The 20,056-nt window shown below is 72.8% G+C and carries 15 protein-coding genes; 9 read left to right on the top strand and 6 right to left on the bottom strand.

Going from position 1 to position 20,056, the window contains the following annotated elements; translation table 11 throughout:
- The first annotated feature begins 38 nt into the window (after positions 1-38).
- From IE241_RS04420 to IE241_RS04410, 3 genes are all read left to right on the top strand, one after another.
- Complete coding sequence (locus tag IE241_RS04420) at positions 39-2,276, top strand: WD40 repeat domain-containing protein (RefSeq protein ID WP_190020208.1); 2,238 nt, start codon at positions 39-41, stop codon at positions 2,274-2,276.
- A 9-nt stretch (positions 2,277-2,285) separates the two neighbouring features.
- Entirely contained in the window at positions 2,286-5,645 is a 3,360-nt protein-coding gene (lysX, locus tag IE241_RS04415) for a bifunctional lysylphosphatidylglycerol synthetase/lysine--tRNA ligase LysX (protein WP_190020207.1), read from the top strand.
- Between the two features lie 110 nt (positions 5,646-5,755).
- Positions 5,756-6,697, top strand: coding sequence for a DMT family transporter (locus IE241_RS04410; RefSeq protein ID WP_229898737.1), 942 nt, complete (start codon positions 5,756-5,758; stop codon positions 6,695-6,697).
- 46 nt (positions 6,698-6,743) lie between these two features.
- Here the strand turns inward: IE241_RS04410 and IE241_RS04405 are convergent, their stop codons facing one another.
- The 5 genes from IE241_RS04405 to IE241_RS04385 all read right to left on the bottom strand — a co-directional run bounded on the left by IE241_RS04405 (position 6,744) and on the right by IE241_RS04385 (position 11,868).
- Complete coding sequence (locus IE241_RS04405) at positions 6,744-7,418, bottom strand: ABC transporter ATP-binding protein (RefSeq protein ID WP_190020206.1); 675 nt, start codon at positions 7,416-7,418, stop codon at positions 6,744-6,746.
- Positions 7,406-8,311: an ABC transporter ATP-binding protein gene (locus IE241_RS04400; RefSeq protein ID WP_190020458.1), complete on the bottom strand. Its 906-nt coding sequence runs from the start codon at positions 8,309-8,311 to the stop codon at positions 7,406-7,408. Before IE241_RS04400 ends, IE241_RS04405 begins: the two co-directional genes overlap by 13 nt.
- A 95-nt stretch (positions 8,312-8,406) precedes the next feature.
- A complete protein-coding gene (locus IE241_RS04395; RefSeq protein ID WP_229898735.1) occupies positions 8,407-9,252 on the bottom strand; it encodes an ABC transporter permease in 846 nt (281 codons plus the stop codon).
- Positions 9,253-9,271: 19 nt separating this feature from the next.
- A complete protein-coding gene (locus IE241_RS04390) occupies positions 9,272-10,237 on the bottom strand; it encodes an ABC transporter permease (protein ID WP_373300561.1) in 966 nt (321 codons plus the stop codon).
- A 32-nt stretch (positions 10,238-10,269) separates the two neighbouring features.
- Positions 10,270-11,868, bottom strand: a complete 1,599-nt coding sequence (locus IE241_RS04385) for an ABC transporter substrate-binding protein (RefSeq protein ID WP_190020204.1) — start codon at positions 11,866-11,868, stop codon at positions 10,270-10,272.
- A 72-nt stretch (positions 11,869-11,940) separates the two neighbouring features.
- Here IE241_RS04385 and IE241_RS04380 point away from each other — a divergent pair, with 72 nt between their 5' ends.
- Entirely contained in the window at positions 11,941-12,282 is a 342-nt protein-coding gene (locus tag IE241_RS04380; RefSeq protein WP_229898734.1) for a hypothetical protein, read from the top strand.
- Here the strand turns inward: IE241_RS04380 and IE241_RS04375 are convergent.
- Positions 12,274-13,326: a LacI family DNA-binding transcriptional regulator gene (locus IE241_RS04375; protein WP_190020203.1), complete on the bottom strand. Its 1,053-nt coding sequence runs from the start codon at positions 13,324-13,326 to the stop codon at positions 12,274-12,276. The genes IE241_RS04380 and IE241_RS04375 overlap by 9 nt on opposite strands.
- 159 nt (positions 13,327-13,485) lie before the next feature.
- Here IE241_RS04375 and IE241_RS04370 point away from each other — a divergent pair, with 159 nt between their 5' ends.
- From IE241_RS04370 to IE241_RS04350, 5 genes are all read left to right on the top strand, one after another.
- Complete coding sequence (locus IE241_RS04370) at positions 13,486-14,805, top strand: ABC transporter substrate-binding protein (RefSeq protein WP_190020202.1); 1,320 nt, start codon at positions 13,486-13,488, stop codon at positions 14,803-14,805.
- Between the two features lie 20 nt (positions 14,806-14,825).
- Positions 14,826-15,692, top strand: a complete 867-nt coding sequence (locus IE241_RS04365; RefSeq protein ID WP_190020456.1) for a carbohydrate ABC transporter permease — start codon at positions 14,826-14,828, stop codon at positions 15,690-15,692.
- Positions 15,689-16,519, top strand: a complete 831-nt coding sequence (locus IE241_RS04360; RefSeq protein WP_190020201.1) for a carbohydrate ABC transporter permease — start codon at positions 15,689-15,691, stop codon at positions 16,517-16,519. Before IE241_RS04365 ends, IE241_RS04360 begins: the two co-directional genes overlap by 4 nt.
- A gap of 83 nt (positions 16,520-16,602) precedes the next feature.
- The gene (locus IE241_RS04355) at positions 16,603-17,889 is read left to right on the top strand and encodes a glycoside hydrolase 5 family protein (protein ID WP_190020200.1); all 1,287 of its coding nucleotides are present in this window, start codon (positions 16,603-16,605) and stop codon (positions 17,887-17,889) included.
- Positions 17,890-17,979: 90 nt separating this feature from the next.
- Entirely contained in the window at positions 17,980-20,055 is a 2,076-nt protein-coding gene (locus tag IE241_RS04350) for an endo-beta-N-acetylglucosaminidase (protein WP_229898733.1), read from the top strand.
- Position 20,056: the final 1 nt, after the last annotated feature.

Genomic DNA, 20,056 nt, shown 5'->3' with positions numbered 1-20,056 from the left:
GGTCGCACGGATGAGGGGTCGCATGGATGAGCAGTCGCATGGCTGACATGGAGCGCGCCCTCGCGGGGATGGACGAGGAGTCCCGCCGCACGGTCCTGCGCGAGCTGGTCCGCATGCAGCTGGATCTGCAGGAGCTCGGTCGTGCCGGGGCGCTGCTGACGGACATGGCCTTCCTCGGTGCCAAGTGCCGGGCGGGACTGCTCTACGAGCTGCTCGCCGAGTTCGCGCGGGCCGATGCCCTGGGAGCCCCGGGCATCGGCCCGTGGCGTCGTTTTCTGGACGAGCAGAGCCATGTGCTGGGCGTCGGCCCGCATTTGTTCGCCCAGCAGGCCGTCAACCGGCCGCGGGGCGATCCGGTCGGCAGAACGGCGCAGCGCCTGCAGATCGACGAGCCGTATCTGGAGTTGTTGAACAAGGAGCCCGCGGATGACAGCCCCCTCGCCCCGGTCCGTACGCTCTACGACTACGGGTCGTTGACGACCGGCGTCGGCATCACGCCCGACGGACGGACCGCCGTCTCCGTCGATCTCACGCACCGGCTTCGGGTGTGGGACCTGGAGACCGGCAGATGTGTCCGCAGGCTCGGCCAGCCGTACGCGACCGCCGTCGCACTGAGCGCCGACGGCCTGCGGATCGTGGCGGCCGGGATGCACGACCTGGAGTTGTGGGACCTCCGTACGGGGGTGCCGGAGACGCTGTCGCCGACGCAGCACTCCCAGGTGATCCGTGCCGTCGCCATGACCCCGGACGGACGCCGGGCGGTCTCCGGCGGGGACGAGACCGTCGTGCTGTGGGATCTGGAACGACGGTGTCCCCATGCGGTGTTCGGCGGGCACGGCGACGAGGTGCTGGCCGTGGCGATCACCGATGACGGGCGCCTGGCGGTCAGCGCGAGCAAGGACCGTACCGTCCGGCTGTGGGACGTACCGAACCGCCGGTGCGCCCGTGTGCTCGAAGGGCATGACGGGGCCGTGTACGGGCTGGCGATGACGGGCGACGGAAGGCTGATCGTCTCCGGTGCGGAGGACCGGCTCGTCAAGGTCTGGGAAGAGGGCGAGTGGAGGGCCGATCTCCCGGGTCACGCCGATTCGGTCGACGCGCTCGGAATGAGCGCCGACGGCAGCTGCTGCGTCTCGGGGAGCTCCGACGGGGAGGTGCGGTTCTGGGATGTGCCGTCCCGCTCGTGCCGGGCGGCGGTGCGTGGGCATGCCTTCGCCCTGAGTGCTGTCGCGGTGACGCCTGACGGGCGCCGTGCTCTCACCGGGGCCTGGGACGGGAAGGTCAAACTCTGGGACCTCGGGGACCTTGACGGGCTCCCTGCCTCCACAGCGCACACCCCGGCCGCCGACGCCGTGCACGAGGCCGTGCTCGCCCCGTCCGGCCGCCGGGCCGTGGTGGGCGACAGCGCGGGTCGTCTGCACCTGTGGGATGTGGGCACGGCCCGGCGGGTGGGCAGTTTCGGTGTGCGCGGGAGCGAGGTTCATGGCGTCGCCTTTGCTCCGGACGAGCGGCATGTGTTCTCCGGTCACGGCGACGGGACCGTTCGGCGCTGTGCTCTCATCACCGGAGCGACCACCGTTCTCGGACGCCACGACGATGCGGTCCGGGCGCTGGCCGTGTCCCCGGACGGCCCCACTGTGCTGTCCGGCTCGGACGACAAAAGCATCCGGCTCTGGGATCCGGCGCGTGGTGAATGCGTCGGGGTGATGAAGGGCCACGAGGAGCCCGTCGTGGCCGTCGTCGCACGGCCGGGACTCGTGGTCTCGGCCGAGAGCAGCCGCATTCGCCACTGGGATCCCGGTCGGCGTGTCTGCCGGCACGTCACCTCGCTGCCCGACGGCCCGCAGGATTCCCTCATGGCCCTGGCGCTCAGCCCGAGCGGCCGGATCCTGGCTGCGGCCGGCCTGGCGGGCCTCGTGTGGCTGTGGGACACCGAGAGCAAGGAGCTCGTCGGAGTGCTGTCACCCGTCCGTCCCGCCATGATGGTGCACAAGCTCGCCTTCACCCGGACGGGCCTGCTGGTCACCGCGGGAGCGGACAATTACCTCCGGGTCTGGGACGTGCCGGAGCAGCGCAACATCGCGAGCTTCCCGACGGCCGGGAACGTGCATGCGATGGACGTCGGCGACGACGTGATGATCTGCGGGGACAGTCTCGGCGGGATCTTCCTGCTCCGCTTCCGTCCGGGGGCGGCGCGCTCTCCGGGGAGCTCGGCCGGCGCGTGGCCGACCGGCCGCGCGCCCACTCGGCAGGCAAGCCGTCCGCCGGGTGCCTAGGCTGGCGGAATGAGCCGCACAGCCGCCGACAGCAGGCCTTCCGCGGAGCGGCCCGCACCGGTTCCGCAGGACCGGGAGAGCGGGGAGCGCGAGTCCGCGTGGCGGCGGCTGCTGCACCGGGTGCCGAACGGATTCGCGATCTTCTTCGGCGCCCTCGGGCTGTTCTGTGCGATCACTTCGCTGATCATGCCGCTGCGGCGGGCGGCGCTGCCGCTGACGGAGGCGCTGGACACGCTGACCGTCCCCACCGCCCCGAACCTGGCCTACGCCGTCTTCCTGCTGCTCCTCGCGGCGGCGATGGCCGCCCGCAAGCGGGTCACGCTCTGGTTCGTCCTCGCCTATCTGACCCTGCTGCTGGTCGCGGACGTCCTGCTGCTGGTGGTGGGTTACTGGGACACGATCCCCTCGCTGGTGCTGTGCCTGGCCGCGATGGCGCTGCTGGTCCTGGCCCGGCGGGAGTTCTACGCGGCGTCACGGCGGGGCGCGTTCCTGCGGGCCTCGCTCGTGCTGGCGGCGGGGCTCGCGGTGGCCATCCTGGTGGGCTGGGGCCTGGTGTCGCTGTTCCCCGGGTCGCTGGAGCCCGGGGGCGGCAACCGGCTGCTGTTCGTCGCCAACAAGGTGTGCGGCGGGCTGGTGAGCGGCCGGCACTTCACCGGCCACCCGCCGCACTGGCTGTACTTCCTGCTCGGGCTGCTCGGCGCGCTGGCGCTGCTCAACGCCGCCATGTCCCTCTTCCGCTCGCAGCGCCTGGAGGCGGCGCTCCATGACGACGAGGAGCCCCGGATCCGCGCCCTGCTGGCCCGCTACGGCGGCCGGGACTCGCTGGGCTACTTCGCGACCCGCCGGGACAAGGCCGTGATCTTCTCCCCCAGCGGCAAGGCGGCGGTGACCTACCGGGTCGAGGCGGGTGTCTGCCTGGCCTCCGGTGATCCGCTGGGCGATCCGGAGGCGTGGACGCCGGCGATCGACGCGTGGCTGGAGGTCGCGGGCCGCTACGGCTGGCAGCCGGCCGTGATGGGAGCCAGCGAGGCGGGTGCGAAGGCGTACGCCCGCTCGGGCCTGGGCGCGCTGCAGCTGGGTGACGAGGCGATCCTGCAGGTCGCCACGTTCGACCTGGACGGGCGTGAGATGCGGGTGACACGGCAGGCCGTCCACCGCGTGGAGCGCACCGGTGCCACCGTCCGCATCCGGCGCCACTCGGCGCTCACCGACGAGGAGATGGGCGAGGTCATCCACCGGGCGGACGCCTGGCGGGACACCGAGACCGAGCGCGGCTTCTCGATGGCGCTGGGGCGGCTCGGCGATCCGGCCGACGGCGACTGCCTGCTGGTGGAGGCGTTCGACAGCGAGGGGACGATGATCGCCCTGCTGTCGTTCGTGCCGTGGGGGCGGGACGGGGTCTCGCTGGATGTGATGCGCCGTGACCGGGCCGCGCCCAACGGCGTCATGGAGTTCATGGTCACGCAGCTGTGCGCGCAGGCCGGGCGGTTCGGGGTCAAGCGCGTCTCGCTGAACTTCGCGGTGTTCCGCTCCGCGTTCGAGGAGGGCGCGCGGATCGGGGCGGGGCCGGTGCTGCGGCTGTGGCGCAAGCTGCTGCTGTTCTTCTCCAAGTGGTGGCAGCTGGAGGCCCTTTACCGCTCGAACGTGAAGTACAACCCGGAGTGGCACCCGCGGTTCCTCTGCTACGCGGACGCGGGCGCGCTGGCGCGGATCGGGCTCGCCGCCGGCATCGCCGAGGGGTTCGTCGCGGTGCCCAGCCTGGGCCAGTTGTGGAACCGCGGGCGGGCCCGGGGCATCACCAGCCCGTCGTCCACCGCGGGGCTGCCGCCGCTCTCCGAGCTCGGCCTGGAGGCCGGGGCCGAGGAGGCGGGGCGGGAGGGGCTCGCGGGTCTGCCGGAGCAGGTGCGGGTGCGGCGGCGGAAGCTGGAGCTGCTGCGGGCGGCGGGCGTGGAACCGTATCCGGTCGACGCGCACCGCACGCACACCCTCGCCGCGATCCGTGCCGCCCACGCGGGGCTCAAGCCGTCCACCCGTACGGGTGAGCGGGCGACGGTGACCGGCCGTGTGCTGCTGGTCCGCAATCACGGCGGCGTCGCCTTCGCCGTGCTGCGCGACTGGTCCGGCGACCTGCAGCTGACCTTCGCCCGGGAGGACTGCGGCCGGGAGGGGCTGCGGCGCTTCGCCACGCACATCGACCTCGGCGACCACATCGAGGCGGAGGGCGAGATCGGCACCACCGACCGCGGTGAGCTCACCGTCTTCGTCAGCAACGCCCGGATGACCGCGAAGTGCCTGCGCCCCCTGCCCGACAAGCGGCACGGCCTGAGCGACCCCGAGGCGCGGGTGCGGATGCGTTACGTGGACCTCGCCGTCTCGCCGGAGGCGCGGCGGACGGTGCGGGCGCGCAGCACGGCCGTGCAGGCGCTGCGCCAGGGGCTGCTCGACCGCGGTTTCCTGGAGGTGGAGACGCCCATGCTCCAGCAGATCCACGGCGGCGCCAACGCCCGGCCGTTCACCACGCACATCAACGCCTACGACCTCGACCTGTACCTGCGGATCGCGCCGGAGCTGTATCTCAAGCGGCTGTGCGTGGGCGGCATGGAGAAGGTCTTCGAAATGGGCCGCACATTCCGCAACGAGGGCGTCTCGTACAAGCACAATCCCGAATTCACGATGCTGGAGGCGTACCAGGCGTTCGCGGACTACGACGTGATGCTGGACCTGACGCGCGAGCTGATCCAGGCCGCGGCCGTCGCCGCCCACGGGTCGGCGGTGGCGCTGCGGGCGGACGCCGGGGGCAGGCCGGTCGAGCACGACATCTCGGGGCCGTGGCCGGTGAAGACCGTCTACGGCGCGGTCTCCGAGGCGCTAGGCGAGGAGGTCGACGCGGACACCCCGGTGGGGGCGCTGCGCCGGCACTGCGACGCGGCCGGGGTGCCGCACCGGCCGGAGGACGGGCGCGGGGACATCGTGCTGGAGATGTACGAGCGGCTGGTCGAGGAGCGTACGCAGCTGCCCGTCTTCTACAAGGACTTCCCCACCGACGTCTCGCCGCTCACGCGTCCGCACCGCCACGATCCGCGCCTCGCCGAGCGCTGGGACCTGGTGGCCTTCGGTACCGAGCTGGGCACGGCGTACTCGGAGCTGATCGACCCCATCGAGCAGCGGCGCCGACTGACCGCGCAGTCGCTGCTGGCGGCGGGCGGCGACCCGGAGGCGATGGAGCTGGACGAGGACTTCCTGCGGGCCCTGGAGTACGCGATGCCGCCGACGGGCGGGCTCGGGATCGGGGTGGACCGGCTGGTGATGTTCCTGACGGGACTGTCGATCCGGGAGACGCTGCCGTTCCCGCTGGTGCGGCGGCGGTGACCGCAGGCCACACACAAAAGCACCCCCAAGAACCACCTCAAAGGATCACTTTGGGAAAGGGATAGAATTCTTTATTTGCCTTATAGATCCGCCGTTGTTAGCTTGCGAATATGACCTCGGCACAGCGCACCCGAACCCCGTGGGCCCCGATGGCGGCGACCGCGCTGCTGTGGGGCTCGGCATTCACCGCCATCCAGGTGGCGCTGCCGGATTACTCCCCGGCCTCCGTCGCCCTCCTGCGTATGGCCATCACCGTCGCCCTGCTCGTGCCCTGCCTCCTCCTCGGGCGCATCGGCCGACTGCACCGCGGCGACGTGCTGCGCATGGCCGCCTTCGGCCTGACCGGCATGACGGCCTACCAGGTGCTGCTGTGCGCCGGCGAGCAGAGCGTGGACGCGGGCACCGCGGCCATGCTGATCGCCGCCTCCCCGGTCTTCACCACCGTGCTCGGCATGGCCTTCCTCGGCGACCGGCCCGGCACACGGGGCCTGGCCGGCCTCGCCGTGGCGCTCACCGGCGCACTCACCGTCGCCGTCACCTCGGGCGGCGGGAGCGGTTCGCTCATGGGCGCGCTCATGGTGCTCGCCGCCGCCGCGACGCAGGCGACGTCCTTCGCCCTGCAGAAGCCGCTGCTGAAGCGGTACTCGGGTGCGGAATGCGTCTTCTACGGCAGCCTGTTCGGCATGGTGCCGCTGCTGCCGCTCGCCCCCGAAGCGGTGGGGCAGATCGCGGCGGCCGACGGCCACCGCACGGCGGCGGTGCTCTGGCTGGGCGTGGGCTGCACCGCGATGGCCTTCTGGACCTGGTCGCGGACGCTGCGGGCCACGACGGCGTCGACGGCGTCGCTGGTGCTGTACGCCGTGCCGGTCGCTGCGCTCGGCCTTGACGCGGCGTTCCTGGGGAATCTGCCTGCGCTGAACGCGGTCGGGGGTGGGCTGCTGGTGCTTGCCGGCGTTGCGGTCGCTACGGTGCGAAGGGCGCCGAAGGCGCCGGAGCAGGCGCCGGAGTCTGAGCCGATCGTCGAGCGGGAGCTCGTGGACAGCCGACGCTAGTCTGCACGGGGCTCCTCCCCGGACCCCGGACCCCGGACCCCGGTCCTCAGACACCGGACCGGCTTTCCCTCGGTAGCTCGTCCCAGTGCACCGTCTCGTCGCACCAGCGGTTCAAGAGCACGCTGTCGTGTCCCACCGCCAGCAGCCCCGCCCCGCTCTCCGCCCGGTAGGTCTCGACCGCCGCCACGAGTGCCGCCGACGTCGAGGCGTCCAGCATCGCCGTCATCTCGTCGCAGATCAGCCAGCGCGGGCGCAGGACGAGGGCCCGGGCCAGGCAGGCCCGTTGCAGCTGACCGTCGCTGACCTCGTGCGGGCGCCGGCCCAGCAGTTCCCGGGAGAGGCCGACGCGTCCGGCCAGGCCGGCCACCGCCGCAGCGGCCTCGTCCCGGCGGCCCGTCGCCCGTAGGGGCTCCGCGATCAGATCGGCGAGCCGCATGCGCGGGTCCGCGGCCAGGCGCGGCTGCTGGAAGACCACGCCGAAGGCCGTGCGCTGCTCGCGCGGGGCGCGGTGGCGCCAGCCGCGGACGGGAACGCCGTCGATGACGACCGTCCCGGAGTCCGGCCGGTGCAGCAGCGCGGCCACCCGGGCCAGCGTGGACTTGCCGCAGCCGCTGGGGCCGAGCAGGCCGACGGACCGGCCGGCCCCGACCGTCAGCGAGACCTCGCGGACGACGGGCGCGCGGCGGTCGTAGCCGGCGGTGATACGGCTCAGTTCGAGCATGCGGTCGCCTCCTCCGGGTGGTGGCAGGCCACGCCGTCGACCGGCGCCGGCAGCGTCTCGCACCGTGCGCTCGCCCGTGCGCAGCGGGGGGCGAAGGCGCAGCCGTCGGGCAGGTCGCCGAGTTCGGGGGGCATGCCCGGGATGGGGGTGAAGGCCCGCTCGGGCAGGGCGTCGAGCAGGGCGCGGGCGTAGGGGTGGCGGGGGCCGGGTGCGCCGAAGAAGGCGGGGGCGTCGGCGATCTCCACGATGCGGCCCGCGTACATGACGGCGACGCGGTCGGCGATGCGCCGGGCCGCCGCGAGGTCGTGGGTGATCATCAGCAGGGCGCGGCCGGTGTCGGCGTGCCGCCGCAGTTCGTCCACCGTGCGGTCGACAAGGTCGCGGTCGAGGCCGGTCGTCGGCTCGTCGGCGAGCAGGAGCGGGGCGTCGCCGACGAGGGCGAGCGCGGTGGCGGCGCGCTGGGCGAGGCCGCCGGAGAGCTGGTGGGGGTGCCGGTCCAGGTGCGTGGCGGGGAAGGCCGCCCGCTCGGCCGCGGCTTCGGCCGCTTCCCGCAGCCCGGCCTTGGGGACGCCCGTCAGCTCCCGGACAGTCTCCTCCAGCTGGGAGCGCACGGTGCGTACGGGGGTGAGGTGCGCGGAGGGGCTCTGCGGTACGAGGCCGATGCGGCGGCCGCGTACGGTGCGGGCGAGGGTGCGCTCGTCGGCGGCCAGGAGGTCGAGGTCGCCCAGGAGGGCCCGGCCCGTGGTCTCGGCGTTGCGGGGCAGCAGGCCGAGCAGGGCCGAGGCCAGGACGGATTTGCCGCAGCCGCTCTCGCCGATGAGGGCGAGGCATTCGCCGGGGGCCAGCGCGAACGACGCGTCGCTGACGGCGGCGATCTGCCGGCCGCCGCGCATCCGGAACCGTACGGAGAGGTTGTCCACGGACAGCACGGGGCTCGTGGGGCTCACAGGATGCACAGGACTCACGGGAGTCACGGGGTTCACGGGACTCACAGGCTCAGCTCCGATCGGCGGCGCGGGTTGAGCCGTTCGCGCCACGCGCCCGCCAGGCCCGCCACGGCCAGGGTGGGGACGATGATGAACAGGCCGGGGAAGAGCGTCGGCCACCAGTCGCCCGCGAGGAGGGAGCCGCGCGCGCTCTGGACCATGTTGCCGAGGCTCGCCTGGTGCGTGGGCAGGCCCAGGCCCAGGAACGACAGCGCGGACTCGTGCCAGATGGCGTGCGGGATCATCAGCACCGCCGCGAGCCCGGCCTGCGGCAGGACGGCCGGGAGCAGGTGGCGGACGGTGACCCGCCAGCGTGACGCGCCGCCGGAGACCGCCGCGTCGATGTACGGGCGCGAGCGCAGCGACAGCACCTCGGCCCGGACGATCCGCGCCGTCGACAGCCAGTGCGTGACGACGACGGAGGCGACCACCGGCCAGACGCCCGGGCGGAACATCGTGACGACGAAGATGCCGAGCAGCAGGTGCGGCACGGACGAGAAGAGGTCGACGAGCCGCATCAGCACGCGGTCCGCCCAGCCGCCGAGCGCGCCTGCGACCGCGCCGACCGCCGTACCGATCACGGTCGCGGCGAGGGCGGCGGCGACGCCGACGAAGAGCGAGACGCGAAGCCCGTACACGCTGCGCGGCAGCAGGTCGCGGCCCACTTCGTCGGTACCGAAGGGGTGGTCCCAGGACGGCGGCCGCAGCTTGGCCGCGAGGTCGACGGCTTGTTCGTCCAGGGGGACGGCGAACGGTACGACCAGCACGGCGAGGACGACTGCGGCCGTCACGGCGGCGGAGACGCGCGTACGCGTGCGGGGACGTGTACGCGTGCGGGGGTCAGCCATACGCGTACGTGTGCGGGGGTCAGCCATCGAAGCCCACCCTCGGGTCCGCCAGCCCGTACAGCAGGTCGGACAGCAGGTTCCCCACCAGGACCGCCGCCGTCGCGAGCACGGTCAGGGCGGCGAGCAGCGGGAAGTCGACCTTGGTGGCGGCTTCGACGGTCGCGGAGGCGATACCGGGCCAGCTGAAGACGGTCTCCACCAGCAGGGCGCCCGTGATGAGTTCGGGGACGCGGGAGCCTATGAGGGTGAGGACGGGCAGCAGGCCGGAGCGCAGGGCGTGGCCGAGGAGCACGGTCCGCTCGCGCAGTCCGCGGGCGCGGGCGCCGCGCACGGGGTCTTCCTCCAGCGCGTCGCCGACGCCCTGGCGTACGTAGAGCACGAACCAGGGCAGCTGGGAGACGGCGAGCACGGCTGCGGGCAGGACGACGTGGGAGGCGACCTGGCCGGGTGTGGCGACGTCGCTGCCGGTGTCGGTGAGCCCGCCGGCGGGCAGGGCGCCGAGCTTGAGGGAGAAGAGCCAGATCGCGAGCAGGCCGAGCCAGAAGGGCGGGGCGGCTTCGAGCGCGTACGCCAGGGACGTCACGGCGCGGTCGAACAGGCCGCCGCGGCGGCGTGCCGCGAGGACGCCGAGGACGGTGCCGGCGGTCACGGCCAGGGCGAAGGCGATGCCGCACAGGAGCACGGACCAGCCGATGCGTTCGCCGATGACCTGGGCGACGGGCTGGCGCAGGGCCGCGGAGGTACCGAGGTCGCCGGTGAGGGCGGAGGTCAGCCAGTCCCACCAGCGGGCGGTGAAGGGCCGGTCGGCGCCGAGGTTGTCGCGCAGCTGGTCGAGGACGTCCTGGCGGGCGCCGAGGCCGGCGCTTCCGGCGTAGGCCCTCGCGGGGTCGAAGGGCGAGGCCGCGGCGACGGCGAAGACCCCGAAGGTGACGGCGGCGAGCACGGGGACGGCGGCCAGCAGCCGCCGTCCGGCCATGCGCGCCATGGGCCCCCACGGGAGCCCGGCGGCGGCGCGGATCACTTCTTCGGCTGCCAGTCCTCGACGTTCCACCAGGGGCCGGCGCCGAGGCCGTGGTCGTGCGGCTCGACCTGGGTGGAGAGGTCCTTCCACCGGTCGCTCATCACGTAGAGGTGGTCGACGTGGGTGAGGAAGGTGTAGCCGGGGTTGTCGGCGAGGCCGCGCTGGACCTTGTCGTAGGCGGCCTTGCGGGCGGCCTTGTCGCCGCTGCGGCGGCCCTCTTCGAGGGCCTTGTCGACGTCGGGGTTGCCGTAGGCGGCCATGTTGTTGAAGCCGTCGAGGGCGAGGGAGGAGTGGAGGAGGTTGTAGAGGTCGAAGTCGGGGTCGGCGGGGTTGCCGCCGCCGGCGAGGACCGCGTCGTTCTTCATGCGCGGCTCGATGACCTCCCAGGTGCCGCTCTGCACCTTGACCTCGATGCCGGCCTTCTTGGCGTCGGAGGCGAAGGCGAGGGCGTGCTCCTCGCGGAGCTTGTCACCGGCGGGGAACCAGAGGGTGAAGGAGGCGCGCTGTCCGTCCTTCTCGCGGATGCCGTCGCCGCCCGGCTTCCAGCCGGCGTCGTCCAGGAGCTGCTTCGCCTTGCCGGGGTCGTGCGGGCGCTCGGTGCCCTTGGCGAACCAGTCGCTGTCGGTGGGGACGGGGCCGTAGCCGGCCCGGCCCGCGCCTTCGAGCAGCTTGTCGACCATGGCCTTGCGGTCGACGGCGAGGTCGAGGGCGCGGCGCACGGCGAGGTCGCCGGTGACCTTGTTCGCGGTGGGGAGGGTGACGCCGCGGAAGTCGGTGGTCTTCGCCGTGAGGGTCAGCTTGTTCTTGTCGCCCTTGAAGCCCCTGGCCAGGTTGGGCGGCAGGATGGCGCCGTCGAGGTCGCCGGAGCGCAGCCGCGTGGCGCGCACGTCGTCGTCCTTGATGATCGCCATGGTGAGCTTCTTGACCTCGGGCTCACCGCCCCAGTAGCCGGGGTTGGCCTTGAAGGTCAGCTTCTCGCCCTTGCTCCAGCCGGTCAGGACATAGGGCCCGGTGCCGATGGGGGCGGTGTTGAAGGAGCCGGTGTTGACGTCCTGGCCCTTGGCCGCGTGCTCGGGGACGATCGGCAGGACGGTGCGCTCGGCGAAGGGCGCGTAGGGGTACTTGAGTGCGAAGACGACGGTGTCGTCGGACTCGGCGGTGACCTTGTCGACGGCGTCGAGCTCGCCCTTGGCGGCGTTGTTGGTCTTCTCGTCGAGGATGGTCCGGTAGGTGAAGACCACGTCCTCGGCCGAGAAGGGCTTGCCGTCGCTGAACTTCACGCCGTGGCGGAGCTTGAAGGTGTACGTACGCCCGTCGTCGCTGACCTTCGGAAGGGCGTCGGCGAGGGCGGGGCGCAGCTTCATCTGCGCATCGCGGCGGAGCAGACCGTCGAAGATCTTGGAGTTGCCGTCCTTGCCGTAGCCGAGGAGCGGGCTGAGAGTCTCGGGCTCGTTGGCGAGGCCGACGACGAGGGAGTCCTCGCGGCCTCCGGCGTCACCGCCGCCGCCACCCGGTGCCGAGCAGGCCGCCACGCCTGCCGCGAGAACGCCTGCCATGGCCGTGGCGGCCACTCCCCGTACGGACCGGGCCGTCATGCCCCACACCCCTGCTCAAGATCTGTTGCTATTGCGAACTAGTCGCAATTAAACAGTATGTAAAGTACCGGTATGAGGGCGGGGCACAGCACGACGACCGATGCCGGTGACGGCAGCATCACGCCCGACGGCGGCCGGTACGCCGAGGACATGCGTGCGGAGCGGCAGGCTGTGCGGGAGGCGGTGCGAGCCGACGCTTTCGGGGCGCACGTCGGGCTCGTCGTGACGGTTCTCGTCGTGGGAGCCGCCGTTGTCTTCGACGAACCGCAGTGGGCCGTGGTCATCGCCGGGGCCTGTGCGGGGTGGTTCGTCCTCGCCCTGGTGGTGACGTCCCTGCGCGGGGGCGGCGGGTGGGGCGCGGTGCGGAGGGCGTACATCGCGACCTTCGGGTGGGGCGACTACGTCTCACCGTGAGGAGAACGGCACCCGGGCCGTCGACGCGCGGTGGGCGAGTCGCGGTGTCGCATCCTGGATCCGGTGGCCCGGGCCGCCGTCGAGGAGGGCGACGAGCTGCTCGGCGGCGCGGCGCCCGAAGGCGGCGGTGTCGCGGACCAGCGCCGTGAGCGCCGGGTGGGTGCTGCGGCAGAGCACCGAGTCGTCCCAGGCCACGATCGAGAGGGCGGCGGGGACGGGCACGCCGCGCTCGGCAGCCACCGCGAGGCCTGCCACGGCCATCACGTCGTTGTCGTAGACGATCGCGGTGGGAGGGCGCTCGCCGGCCAGTTCCCGGCGGGTGGCCTCGGCGCCTTGCGCGTCGGAGTAGTCGGTGGTCACCGACCGTACGTCCGGCAGGCCGCGGCGGGCGGCCTCCGCGCGCAGGCAGGCCATGCGGCGCCGGGTGTGGGCGAGCTCGGGCAGGCCCGCGATGTGGGTGATGCGGCGGTGGCCCAGGCCGTGCAGATGGCCGATGATCGAGGCCATCGCGCCGGTGTCGTCGGCCCACAGGGTGGAGATCGCACCGTGTGGCACGCTCTGCCCGTCGAGCGCGCCGACGATCACGGCGGGCAGGCCGAGGCGGTCGAGCAGGGCCGGACGGGGGTCGTCGGCCCGTGGGTCGACGACCAGCAGGCCGTCCACGCGCCGCTCGGCCCACCAGCGGCGGTAGACGGCGCACTCGGCGTCGAGGTCCTCCACGACCTGGAAGAGCAGCCCGAGGCGGCGCCCGGCGAGCACTTCCTGCACGCCGGAGACCAGCTGCAGGAAGAAGGACTCGACGCCGAGCGTGCGGGCGGGCCTGGCCAGCACCAGGCCCACCGTGGCCGCACCTTCCCCGGACAGGGCGCGGGCGGCGGCGCTGGGCTGCCAGCCCAGCTGCTCGGCGACCCGGCGGATGCGCGCGCGGGTGACCTCCGAGACGCCCGGGCGGCCGTTGAGCGCGAAGGAGACCGCGCTCTCCGAGACGCCCGCCCGGCGCGCGATGTCCTTGATCGTCGGGCGGCGGGCCGGTGTGCGGCGCATGGCGCGTCCTCCCCTCCACCGACGTCGGCAGCGCACGAGCGGTAACACGCTAAAGCGCATTAGTCGTTGACGACAGTATTGACTAACTCCCCTTCCCGGTGCACCTTTTGGACCGCAACTCCCGTCACCTTCCCTGCCGACCGAAGGAGTTCGCCGGCCATGCCGATACGCCGTGGAGCCCTCGCCGCGACCGTTCCCCTGCTCGTGTCCGCCCTCACGCTGACCGCCTGCGGCTCGGGCGGATCCGGCTCAGGCTCCGGCTCCGGCTCCGGGAAGGGCGGCGGTGCGGACGGGAAGCCCGAGGGCGACATCTCCTTTCAGACCTGGAATCTGCGCAGCAATTTCAAGGACTACTTCACCGGCCTGGTGGCGGAATTCGAGAAGGCGAATCCGGGCGTCCGGGTCAAATGGCTGGACCAGCCGGCCGACAACTACGCGGACAAGCTCGGCGCGGACGCCGCCGCCGGGACCCTGCCGGACGTCGTCAACGTCTCCCCCGACCTGTCGTATCCGCTGGCCAAGGCAGGCCTGCTGATGAACCTCGACAAGGAGCCGGCGGCCGCGAGATTCAAGGCCGAGTACACCCCGGAGGCGTGGCAGGGCAATGTGCTTCCGGGGCTGGACGGCTCGTACTCCTTCCCCTGGTACCTCAACACCGGCCCGCTGTTCTACAACAAGGCCCTTTTCCGGCAGTCCGGTCTCGACCCCGAGAAGCCCCCGAAGACCTATGACGAGCTGTTCACGGCGGCGCAGACCATCGCGGAGCGCTCCGGCGGGAAGACCGCGACGCTCGGAGGCACACCCGCGATCGAGGACTTCGGCCGCTACGGCGTGAAGCTCATGAACGACGACGCCACCCGGTTCACCTACAACGATCCCAAGGGCGTGGAACTGCTCACCGCGTACAAGAAGCTCTACGAGCGCGGCGGCCTCGACCCGCAGGCCCTGACGAATACGCCGGACAAGACGGGTCAGAAGTTCCTGGAGCAGAAGGTCGCCATGAATCCGGGCAGCGCCCACGACCTGGAGAACTTCAAGAAGAGCGCACCCGGCCTCTACCGGAACCTCGGCATCACCGACGCGCCCAACAACACCGGCAAGCCCAATATGTACGTGATGGGCCTCGGCATCAGCGGCCGCAGCAAGCACAAGGCCGCGGCCGTCGCCTTCGCGCACTTCGTGACCGACCGGAAGAACCAGGAGGCCTTCGCCCACAAGGTCGCCGTCTTCCCCAGCACCAAGGGCTCGCTGGACGACCCGTACTGGACGAAGGACGACGGCAGCGACGAGGGCAGGGTGCGGGTGGCCTCCGCGAAAATGCTGAAGGGGGCGGTCAATTACACGCCGGTCGTGCTCAGCGAGGAGATGAAGACCGTCCTCAAGAACGAGGTCGCCAAAGCCCTTCAGGGAAAGAAATCACCCCGGCAGGCTCTGGACGACGCCGTCGCGCAGAGCAACAAGCTCCTCAAGCAGGGCTGACGGGCGTGAAGCGTGTTCGTATGCACCGGGCCGTCTCCCCCTGGCTCTTCCTCCTGCCCGGCCTCGGGACCGTCGCCGCCTTCAACCTCTATCCCTTCCTCACCACGTTCCACAAGGCGTTCACCGACGCCCGCACGCTCACGCCCGGCAGCTGGGTGGGGCTGCGCAACTTCCGGGAGCTGCTGGAGGACGAGCAGTTCTGGGTGGCCCTGCGCAACAGCGGCCTCTACGTCGTCCTCGTCGTGCCCTTCACCGTGCTGCTGCCGCTGCTGCTCGCGCTCCTGGTGCAGAAGCGGATCCCGGGCGTCACGTTCTTCCGGTCCGCCTTCTACACCCCCGTCGTGGCCTCGGTCGTCGTGGTGGCCCTGATCTGGGAGTGGATGCTCGACGACCGCGGCCTGGTCAACGCCGTCCTGCGCTTCCTCGGGGCCGGACCGGTCTCCTTCCTCGGCGACGAGTGGCTGCTGCTGTTCAGCGCGATGGCCCTGACGGTCTGGAAGGGCCTCGGCTACTACATGATCATCTACCTGGCGGCGCTGGCGAACGTGCCGCGCGAGCTGCACGAGGCGGCCGCCGTCGACGGCGCCGGCGCACTGCGCCGCTTCACCGCCGTCACCGTGCCGGCCGTGCGCTCCACGATGGTGCTGGTCGGCGCCCTGTCGTCGGTCGCCGCGTTCAAGGTCTTCTCCGAGGTCTACCTGCTGGCAGGGCCCACCGGCGGGCCGGCCGGCCAGGACACCACTTTGGTCATGCTCCTCCAGCGGACCGGCACGGGGCTGGGCGGCCGCGTCGGCTACTCCTCCGCGATCTCCCTGATCGTCTTCGCCGTCGCCCTGCTGCTGATGCTGCTGGTGCTGCGCGCCGGCCGGAGGAACGGACAGGGATGAGCCGGATCACCCCCTGGGAGAAGGCCGTGCGCTACGTGCTTCTCCTCGCCGTCCTGGCCCTGACCGTCGGCCCGTTCCTCTGGCAGCTGTCGACCTCCCTCAAGAGCACCACCGAGGACATCTACACCTCCCCGCCGCGCTTCCTGCCCGCTCACCCGACCGGGCACAACTACGCCGAGGTCGCGAAGATCGTCCCCGTCTGGGACTACGCCCTGAACTCCCTCAAGGTCGCCGCCGCGAACGTGCTCACCAACCTCGCGGGCGCCTCCATGGCGGGCTACGCCCTGGCCCGGCTGCGGTTCCGCGGCCGCCGGGCGGCGGGGCTGGCCTTCGTCGCGGCCGTGCTGGTGCCCCTGGAGTCCATCGTCGTCGCCCAGTTCACGATGATGCGCGACCTGGAGCTCAACAACACGCTCGTCGCCGTCGTCCTGCCCGGGGCGGTCGGTGCGCTCAACGTGCTGCTGATGCGCAACGCCTTCGCCGCCCTGCCCTACGAGACCGAGGAAGCGGCGGTCATCGACGGGGCGAACGCGTGGCAGCGCTTCGTCCGCGTCGCACTGCCGTCGGTGAAGGGGACGCTCGCCGTCGTCGCGATCTTCTCGTTCATGGGGGCGTGGGACGACTTCCTGTGGCCGCTGATCGTCCTGTCCGACCCCGACCGCTTCACCCTGACCGTCGGCCTGAACTACCTGCACGGCACCTTCCAGCAGGACCCGCGGCTCGTCGCCGCCGGCACCGTCATCGCCGTCGCCCCGCTCGTCGTGATGTTCGTCTGCCTCCAGCGGTACTTCTTCCGCGGCGTCGGGGAGGGCGCCGTCAAAGGCTGACCCCCGCCTTCCCTGCTGCCGCCACCGCCCGAAGGGGCACCCACAGCCCGAAGGGGCACCCACAGAAGGGACACCCGCGCCCCATGCGCTTCGGCGTCAACTACACCCCGTCCCGCGGCTGGTTCCACCACTGGCTCGACTTCGACCTGGACGACGTCCGCGCCGACCTGGACTCCGTGGCCGCCCTCGGCCTCGACCACATCCGCGTCTTCCCCCTCTGGCCCCTCTTCCAGCCCAATCGCACCCTCATCCGGCCGCGCGCCGTCGAGCAGCTCGTCCAGCTGGTGGACGCGGCCGGGGAACGCGGGCTCGACGTCAACGTCGACGGCCTCCAGGGGCACCTGTCCAGCTTCGACTTCGTCCCGTCCTGGACCACGACCTGGCACCGCCGCAACCTCTTCACCGACCCCGGCGTCGTCGACGCCCAGGCCCGCCTCCTCACCGAACTGGCCACCGCGCTCGCCGACCGGCCCCACTTCCTCGGCATGACCGTCGGCAACGAGGTCAACCAGTTCTCCGGACCGCCCCACCCCGACCCCGACCGGATCCGGCCCGGCGAAGCCGGCAGCTGGCTGCGCCGCATGCTCGCCGCGTGCGAGGAGGGAGCCCCCGGCAAGGCGCACCTGCACGCCTCGTACGACGCCGCCTTCCACGACGGCACGCACCCCTTCACCCCGGCGCACTCGGCACGGCTCGGGGCCATGACCGCCGTGCACTCCTGGGTGTTCAACGGCACCGCGCAGCGGTACGGGGCCGGTGACATCGCCGAGCGCCACGCGGCCTACCTCGTCGAGCTCTCGAAGGCGTGGGCGGAGGACGCGGCGCGCCCCGTCTGGCTGCAGGAGGTGGGGGCGCCCGCCCCGCACGTTCCGCCCGGCCGCGCCGCGGCCTTCACCGAGGCGACCGTCCGCCACGTCCTGGACTGCCCCGGCGTGTGGGGGGTGACGTGGTGGTGCTCCCACGACGTCGACCGGGCGCTCGCGGACTTCCCCGAGCTGGAGTACGGGCTGGGGCTGCTCACCAACGACCGCGAGGTCAAGCCCGCCGGGGAGGTGTTCGCACGCCTCGCCCGGGAGCACCGCAGCGCCGGGGCGTCCGGACCGTCCGGGTCCACCGCGCTGCCCGGGTCCGCCGCGCTGCCCGAGCCGCCCGCGCCCCGGCGGACCGCCCTGGTCCTGGACGCGGGCGACGTCGAGGACGCGCCGGGGCGGGCGGTGTGCGCGCCGGGCGGGGCGTTCTTCGAGGCCTGGATGCGGGGGGCCTCCGGCGGGGGGCGGCCGGCCGTGGTGCTGGCCCAGCGGGCGGGTGATGCTGCGCATCTGGCGGCGCGGGGCATCACCGAGGTCGTCGCCGTCGACGAGGCGGCCTAGGCGGTGCCGCCGTTCCCGCCCCGCAACCGGGGCTCCGCCCCGGACCCCGGTCCTCAGACGCCGGACGGCTTGAAGAGCGAAGGAGCCACCGTGAACGACCGCCCCGTACGCCCCACCGGCGTAACACGCCGAAGAGCCCTCGCCGCCGGCGCCGGCGGCCTCGCAGCCGTCGCCCTGTCCGGCGGGCGAGCGATGGCCGCCCCTGCCCCCGCCCCTGCCCTCCAGCCCTACGCCTCCTACTGGTTCCCCGACAGCCTGCCGTCCGGTACGCCGGAGCCCGGGGTGGTCTGGCGGAGTCTCGCCTCCTGGGAGCCGGGGAAGGATCCCGACCTGCCGTTCAACCGGGCGACCGTACCCCTCGCCGCCCGTTTCGCTCCCCCGCCGCCCAACGGCACCGCCCGCACCGGCCAGGCCCGCGTCTGTGCGCTCGCGGCCTTCGCCACCACCTCCGGGAACCCCTCGCAGGGCGCGCCGACCTCCGACTGCTACGCGCCGACCAACTGGGCTTACCTCGACGAGCTGGTCTTCTGGGGCGGCTCCTCGGGCGAGGGCCTGATCCTGGCGCCCAACGCGCCGGTCGTGGACGCCGCCCACCGCAACGGCGTGCCCGTCCTCGGCACGGTGTTCCTGCCGCCGGCGGCCTACGGCGGACAACTCCGCTGGACGCGGGACCTGGTGCGGCGCGGACCGGACGGCGGCTTCCCGCTGGCCGACCGGCTGATCCGGGTGGCCCGGACGTACGGGTTCGACGGCTGGTTCGTCAACGCCGAGACCGGCGGGGGCGACGCGCGGCTCGGCGCGGACATGCGCGACTTCATCGCGTACCTGCAGACGCACGGCGAGGGCCTGCGGGTGACCTGGTACGACGCGATGGCCGTCTCCGGCGGCATCGACTGGCAGAACCGGCTCAACGAGCACAACGCCCCCTTCTTCCAGGCGGCCGGGACGATGTTCCTGAACTTCAACTGGGACCGTTCCGGGCTCGTCTCGTCCGCCGGCCTCGCGCGCCGGCTGGGGCGCAGCCCGTACGACCTGTGGGCCGGGATCGACGTGGAGGCCCGGGGCTGGGACACGCCGGTGGACTGGGACGCGGTCGTCCCGGCGGCGGGCCCGCACGTCACCTCGTACGGCTTCTACCGCCCCGAGTGGACGTGGAAGAGCCTGCCCGCCGCAGGGCGCGGCCCGGGCGCCTTCCACGCGCGCGACGACCGCTTCTGGTCCGGGCAGGCCCTCGACCCCACCGCGCCGGAGGCGGGCCCGTGGCGGCCGCCGGCGGCGTCCGTCGCGGACCGGTCCACGCTCACCGCGCTCCCGTTCGCGACGACCTTCAACACCGGCCACGGCCTGGGCTGGTACGAGAAGGGCCGGCGGACGGGCGACGCCGCGTGGAACCATCTGGGGCTGCAGGACCGGCTGCCCGGCCGGCGCTGGACGGTCCGCACGGCGGGCCCGCGGCCCGCCGTCGGCTTCGACTTCGCCGACGCCTGGCGGGGCGGCAGCAGCCTGCTCGTCGACGGCGGGCTCACCGGCCCGGCGACGGTCGAGCTGTACGCGGCACGGCTGCCGTTCGCGGACTCCACGGTCGTCGAGCTGGCCCAGCGCACGGACCCCGGTTCGGCGGCGGTCCGCGTCGAACTGGCGGTCGCCGTGGACGAGGAGCCGTACGCCTTCCTGCCGGCCGGCACGCTCCGCGCGGGCGGCCGGGGCTGGACCACGGTCACCGTGCGGGCCGGGGCGAGGCTGCGCGGCCGCACGGGGCGGACGATCCGCTCACTCGGGATCCGGCTCACCGCCGCGGACGGCGGTGCGGTGCGCTGGCGCCTGGGCCGGCTGGCCGTGCGCGACGCCGCCCCGGCGGCCCCCGCCCGGCCTGCGAACCCGGCGATCACCGCGGCACGGGTGGGGGCCGGCGGCACGGCCGAGCTGCGCCTGGCGTGGGGAGCCCCCGCCCGGAGCGGTCACCGCACCGGCCCCGTACGCCAGTACGAGGTGCGCCAGGCCCTGCCCGGCGGGCGCTTCCGCTTCCTCGGTGGCACCTGCGGGCATGCCTACTACGTCCCGGCGCTGCGTCGTACGGACGGCGAGGCGGCCACCCGCATCGAGGTGCGCGCCGTGGACGAGCTGTACGCCGTCTCCGCCCCCGCTCCCGTCACCTTTCGCTGGTAAG

The organism is Streptomyces hiroshimensis (assembly GCF_014650335.1).
GTDB lineage: Bacteria > Actinomycetota > Actinomycetes > Streptomycetales > Streptomycetaceae > Streptomyces > Streptomyces hiroshimensis.
This window is presented reverse-complemented; position numbering and strand designations above follow the sequence as displayed.

What these genes read in the sequence shown, in the direction of transcription:
- lysX (WP_190020207.1), top strand. Translation starts at nt 2,286, where the DNA reads ATGAGCCGCACAGCCGCCGACAGCAGGCCTTCCGCGGAGCGGCCCGCA.
- IE241_RS04355 (WP_190020200.1), top strand. Translation starts at nt 16,603, where the DNA reads ATGCGCTTCGGCGTCAACTACACCCCGTCCCGCGGCTGGTTCCACCAC.
- IE241_RS04410 (WP_229898737.1), top strand. Translation starts at nt 5,756, where the DNA reads ATGACCTCGGCACAGCGCACCCGAACCCCGTGGGCCCCGATGGCGGCG.
- IE241_RS04390 (WP_373300561.1), bottom strand. Translation starts at nt 10,237, where the DNA reads ATGGCGCGCATGGCCGGACGGCGGCTGCTGGCCGCCGTCCCCGTGCTC.
- IE241_RS04395 (WP_229898735.1), bottom strand. Translation starts at nt 9,252, where the DNA reads ATGGCTGACCCCCGCACGCGTACACGTCCCCGCACGCGTACGCGCGTC.
- IE241_RS04360 (WP_190020201.1), top strand. Translation starts at nt 15,689, where the DNA reads ATGAGCCGGATCACCCCCTGGGAGAAGGCCGTGCGCTACGTGCTTCTC.
- IE241_RS04420 (WP_190020208.1), top strand. Translation starts at nt 39, where the DNA reads ATGGCTGACATGGAGCGCGCCCTCGCGGGGATGGACGAGGAGTCCCGC.
- IE241_RS04370 (WP_190020202.1), top strand. Translation starts at nt 13,486, where the DNA reads ATGCCGATACGCCGTGGAGCCCTCGCCGCGACCGTTCCCCTGCTCGTG.
- IE241_RS04385 (WP_190020204.1), bottom strand. Translation starts at nt 11,868, where the DNA reads ATGACGGCCCGGTCCGTACGGGGAGTGGCCGCCACGGCCATGGCAGGC.
- IE241_RS04380 (WP_229898734.1), top strand. Translation starts at nt 11,941, where the DNA reads ATGAGGGCGGGGCACAGCACGACGACCGATGCCGGTGACGGCAGCATC.
- IE241_RS04405 (WP_190020206.1), bottom strand. Translation starts at nt 7,418, where the DNA reads ATGCTCGAACTGAGCCGTATCACCGCCGGCTACGACCGCCGCGCGCCC.
- IE241_RS04375 (WP_190020203.1), bottom strand. Translation starts at nt 13,326, where the DNA reads ATGCGCCGCACACCGGCCCGCCGCCCGACGATCAAGGACATCGCGCGC.
- IE241_RS04400 (WP_190020458.1), bottom strand. Translation starts at nt 8,311, where the DNA reads ATGCGCGGCGGCCGGCAGATCGCCGCCGTCAGCGACGCGTCGTTCGCG.
- IE241_RS04365 (WP_190020456.1), top strand. Translation starts at nt 14,826, where the DNA reads ATGCACCGGGCCGTCTCCCCCTGGCTCTTCCTCCTGCCCGGCCTCGGG.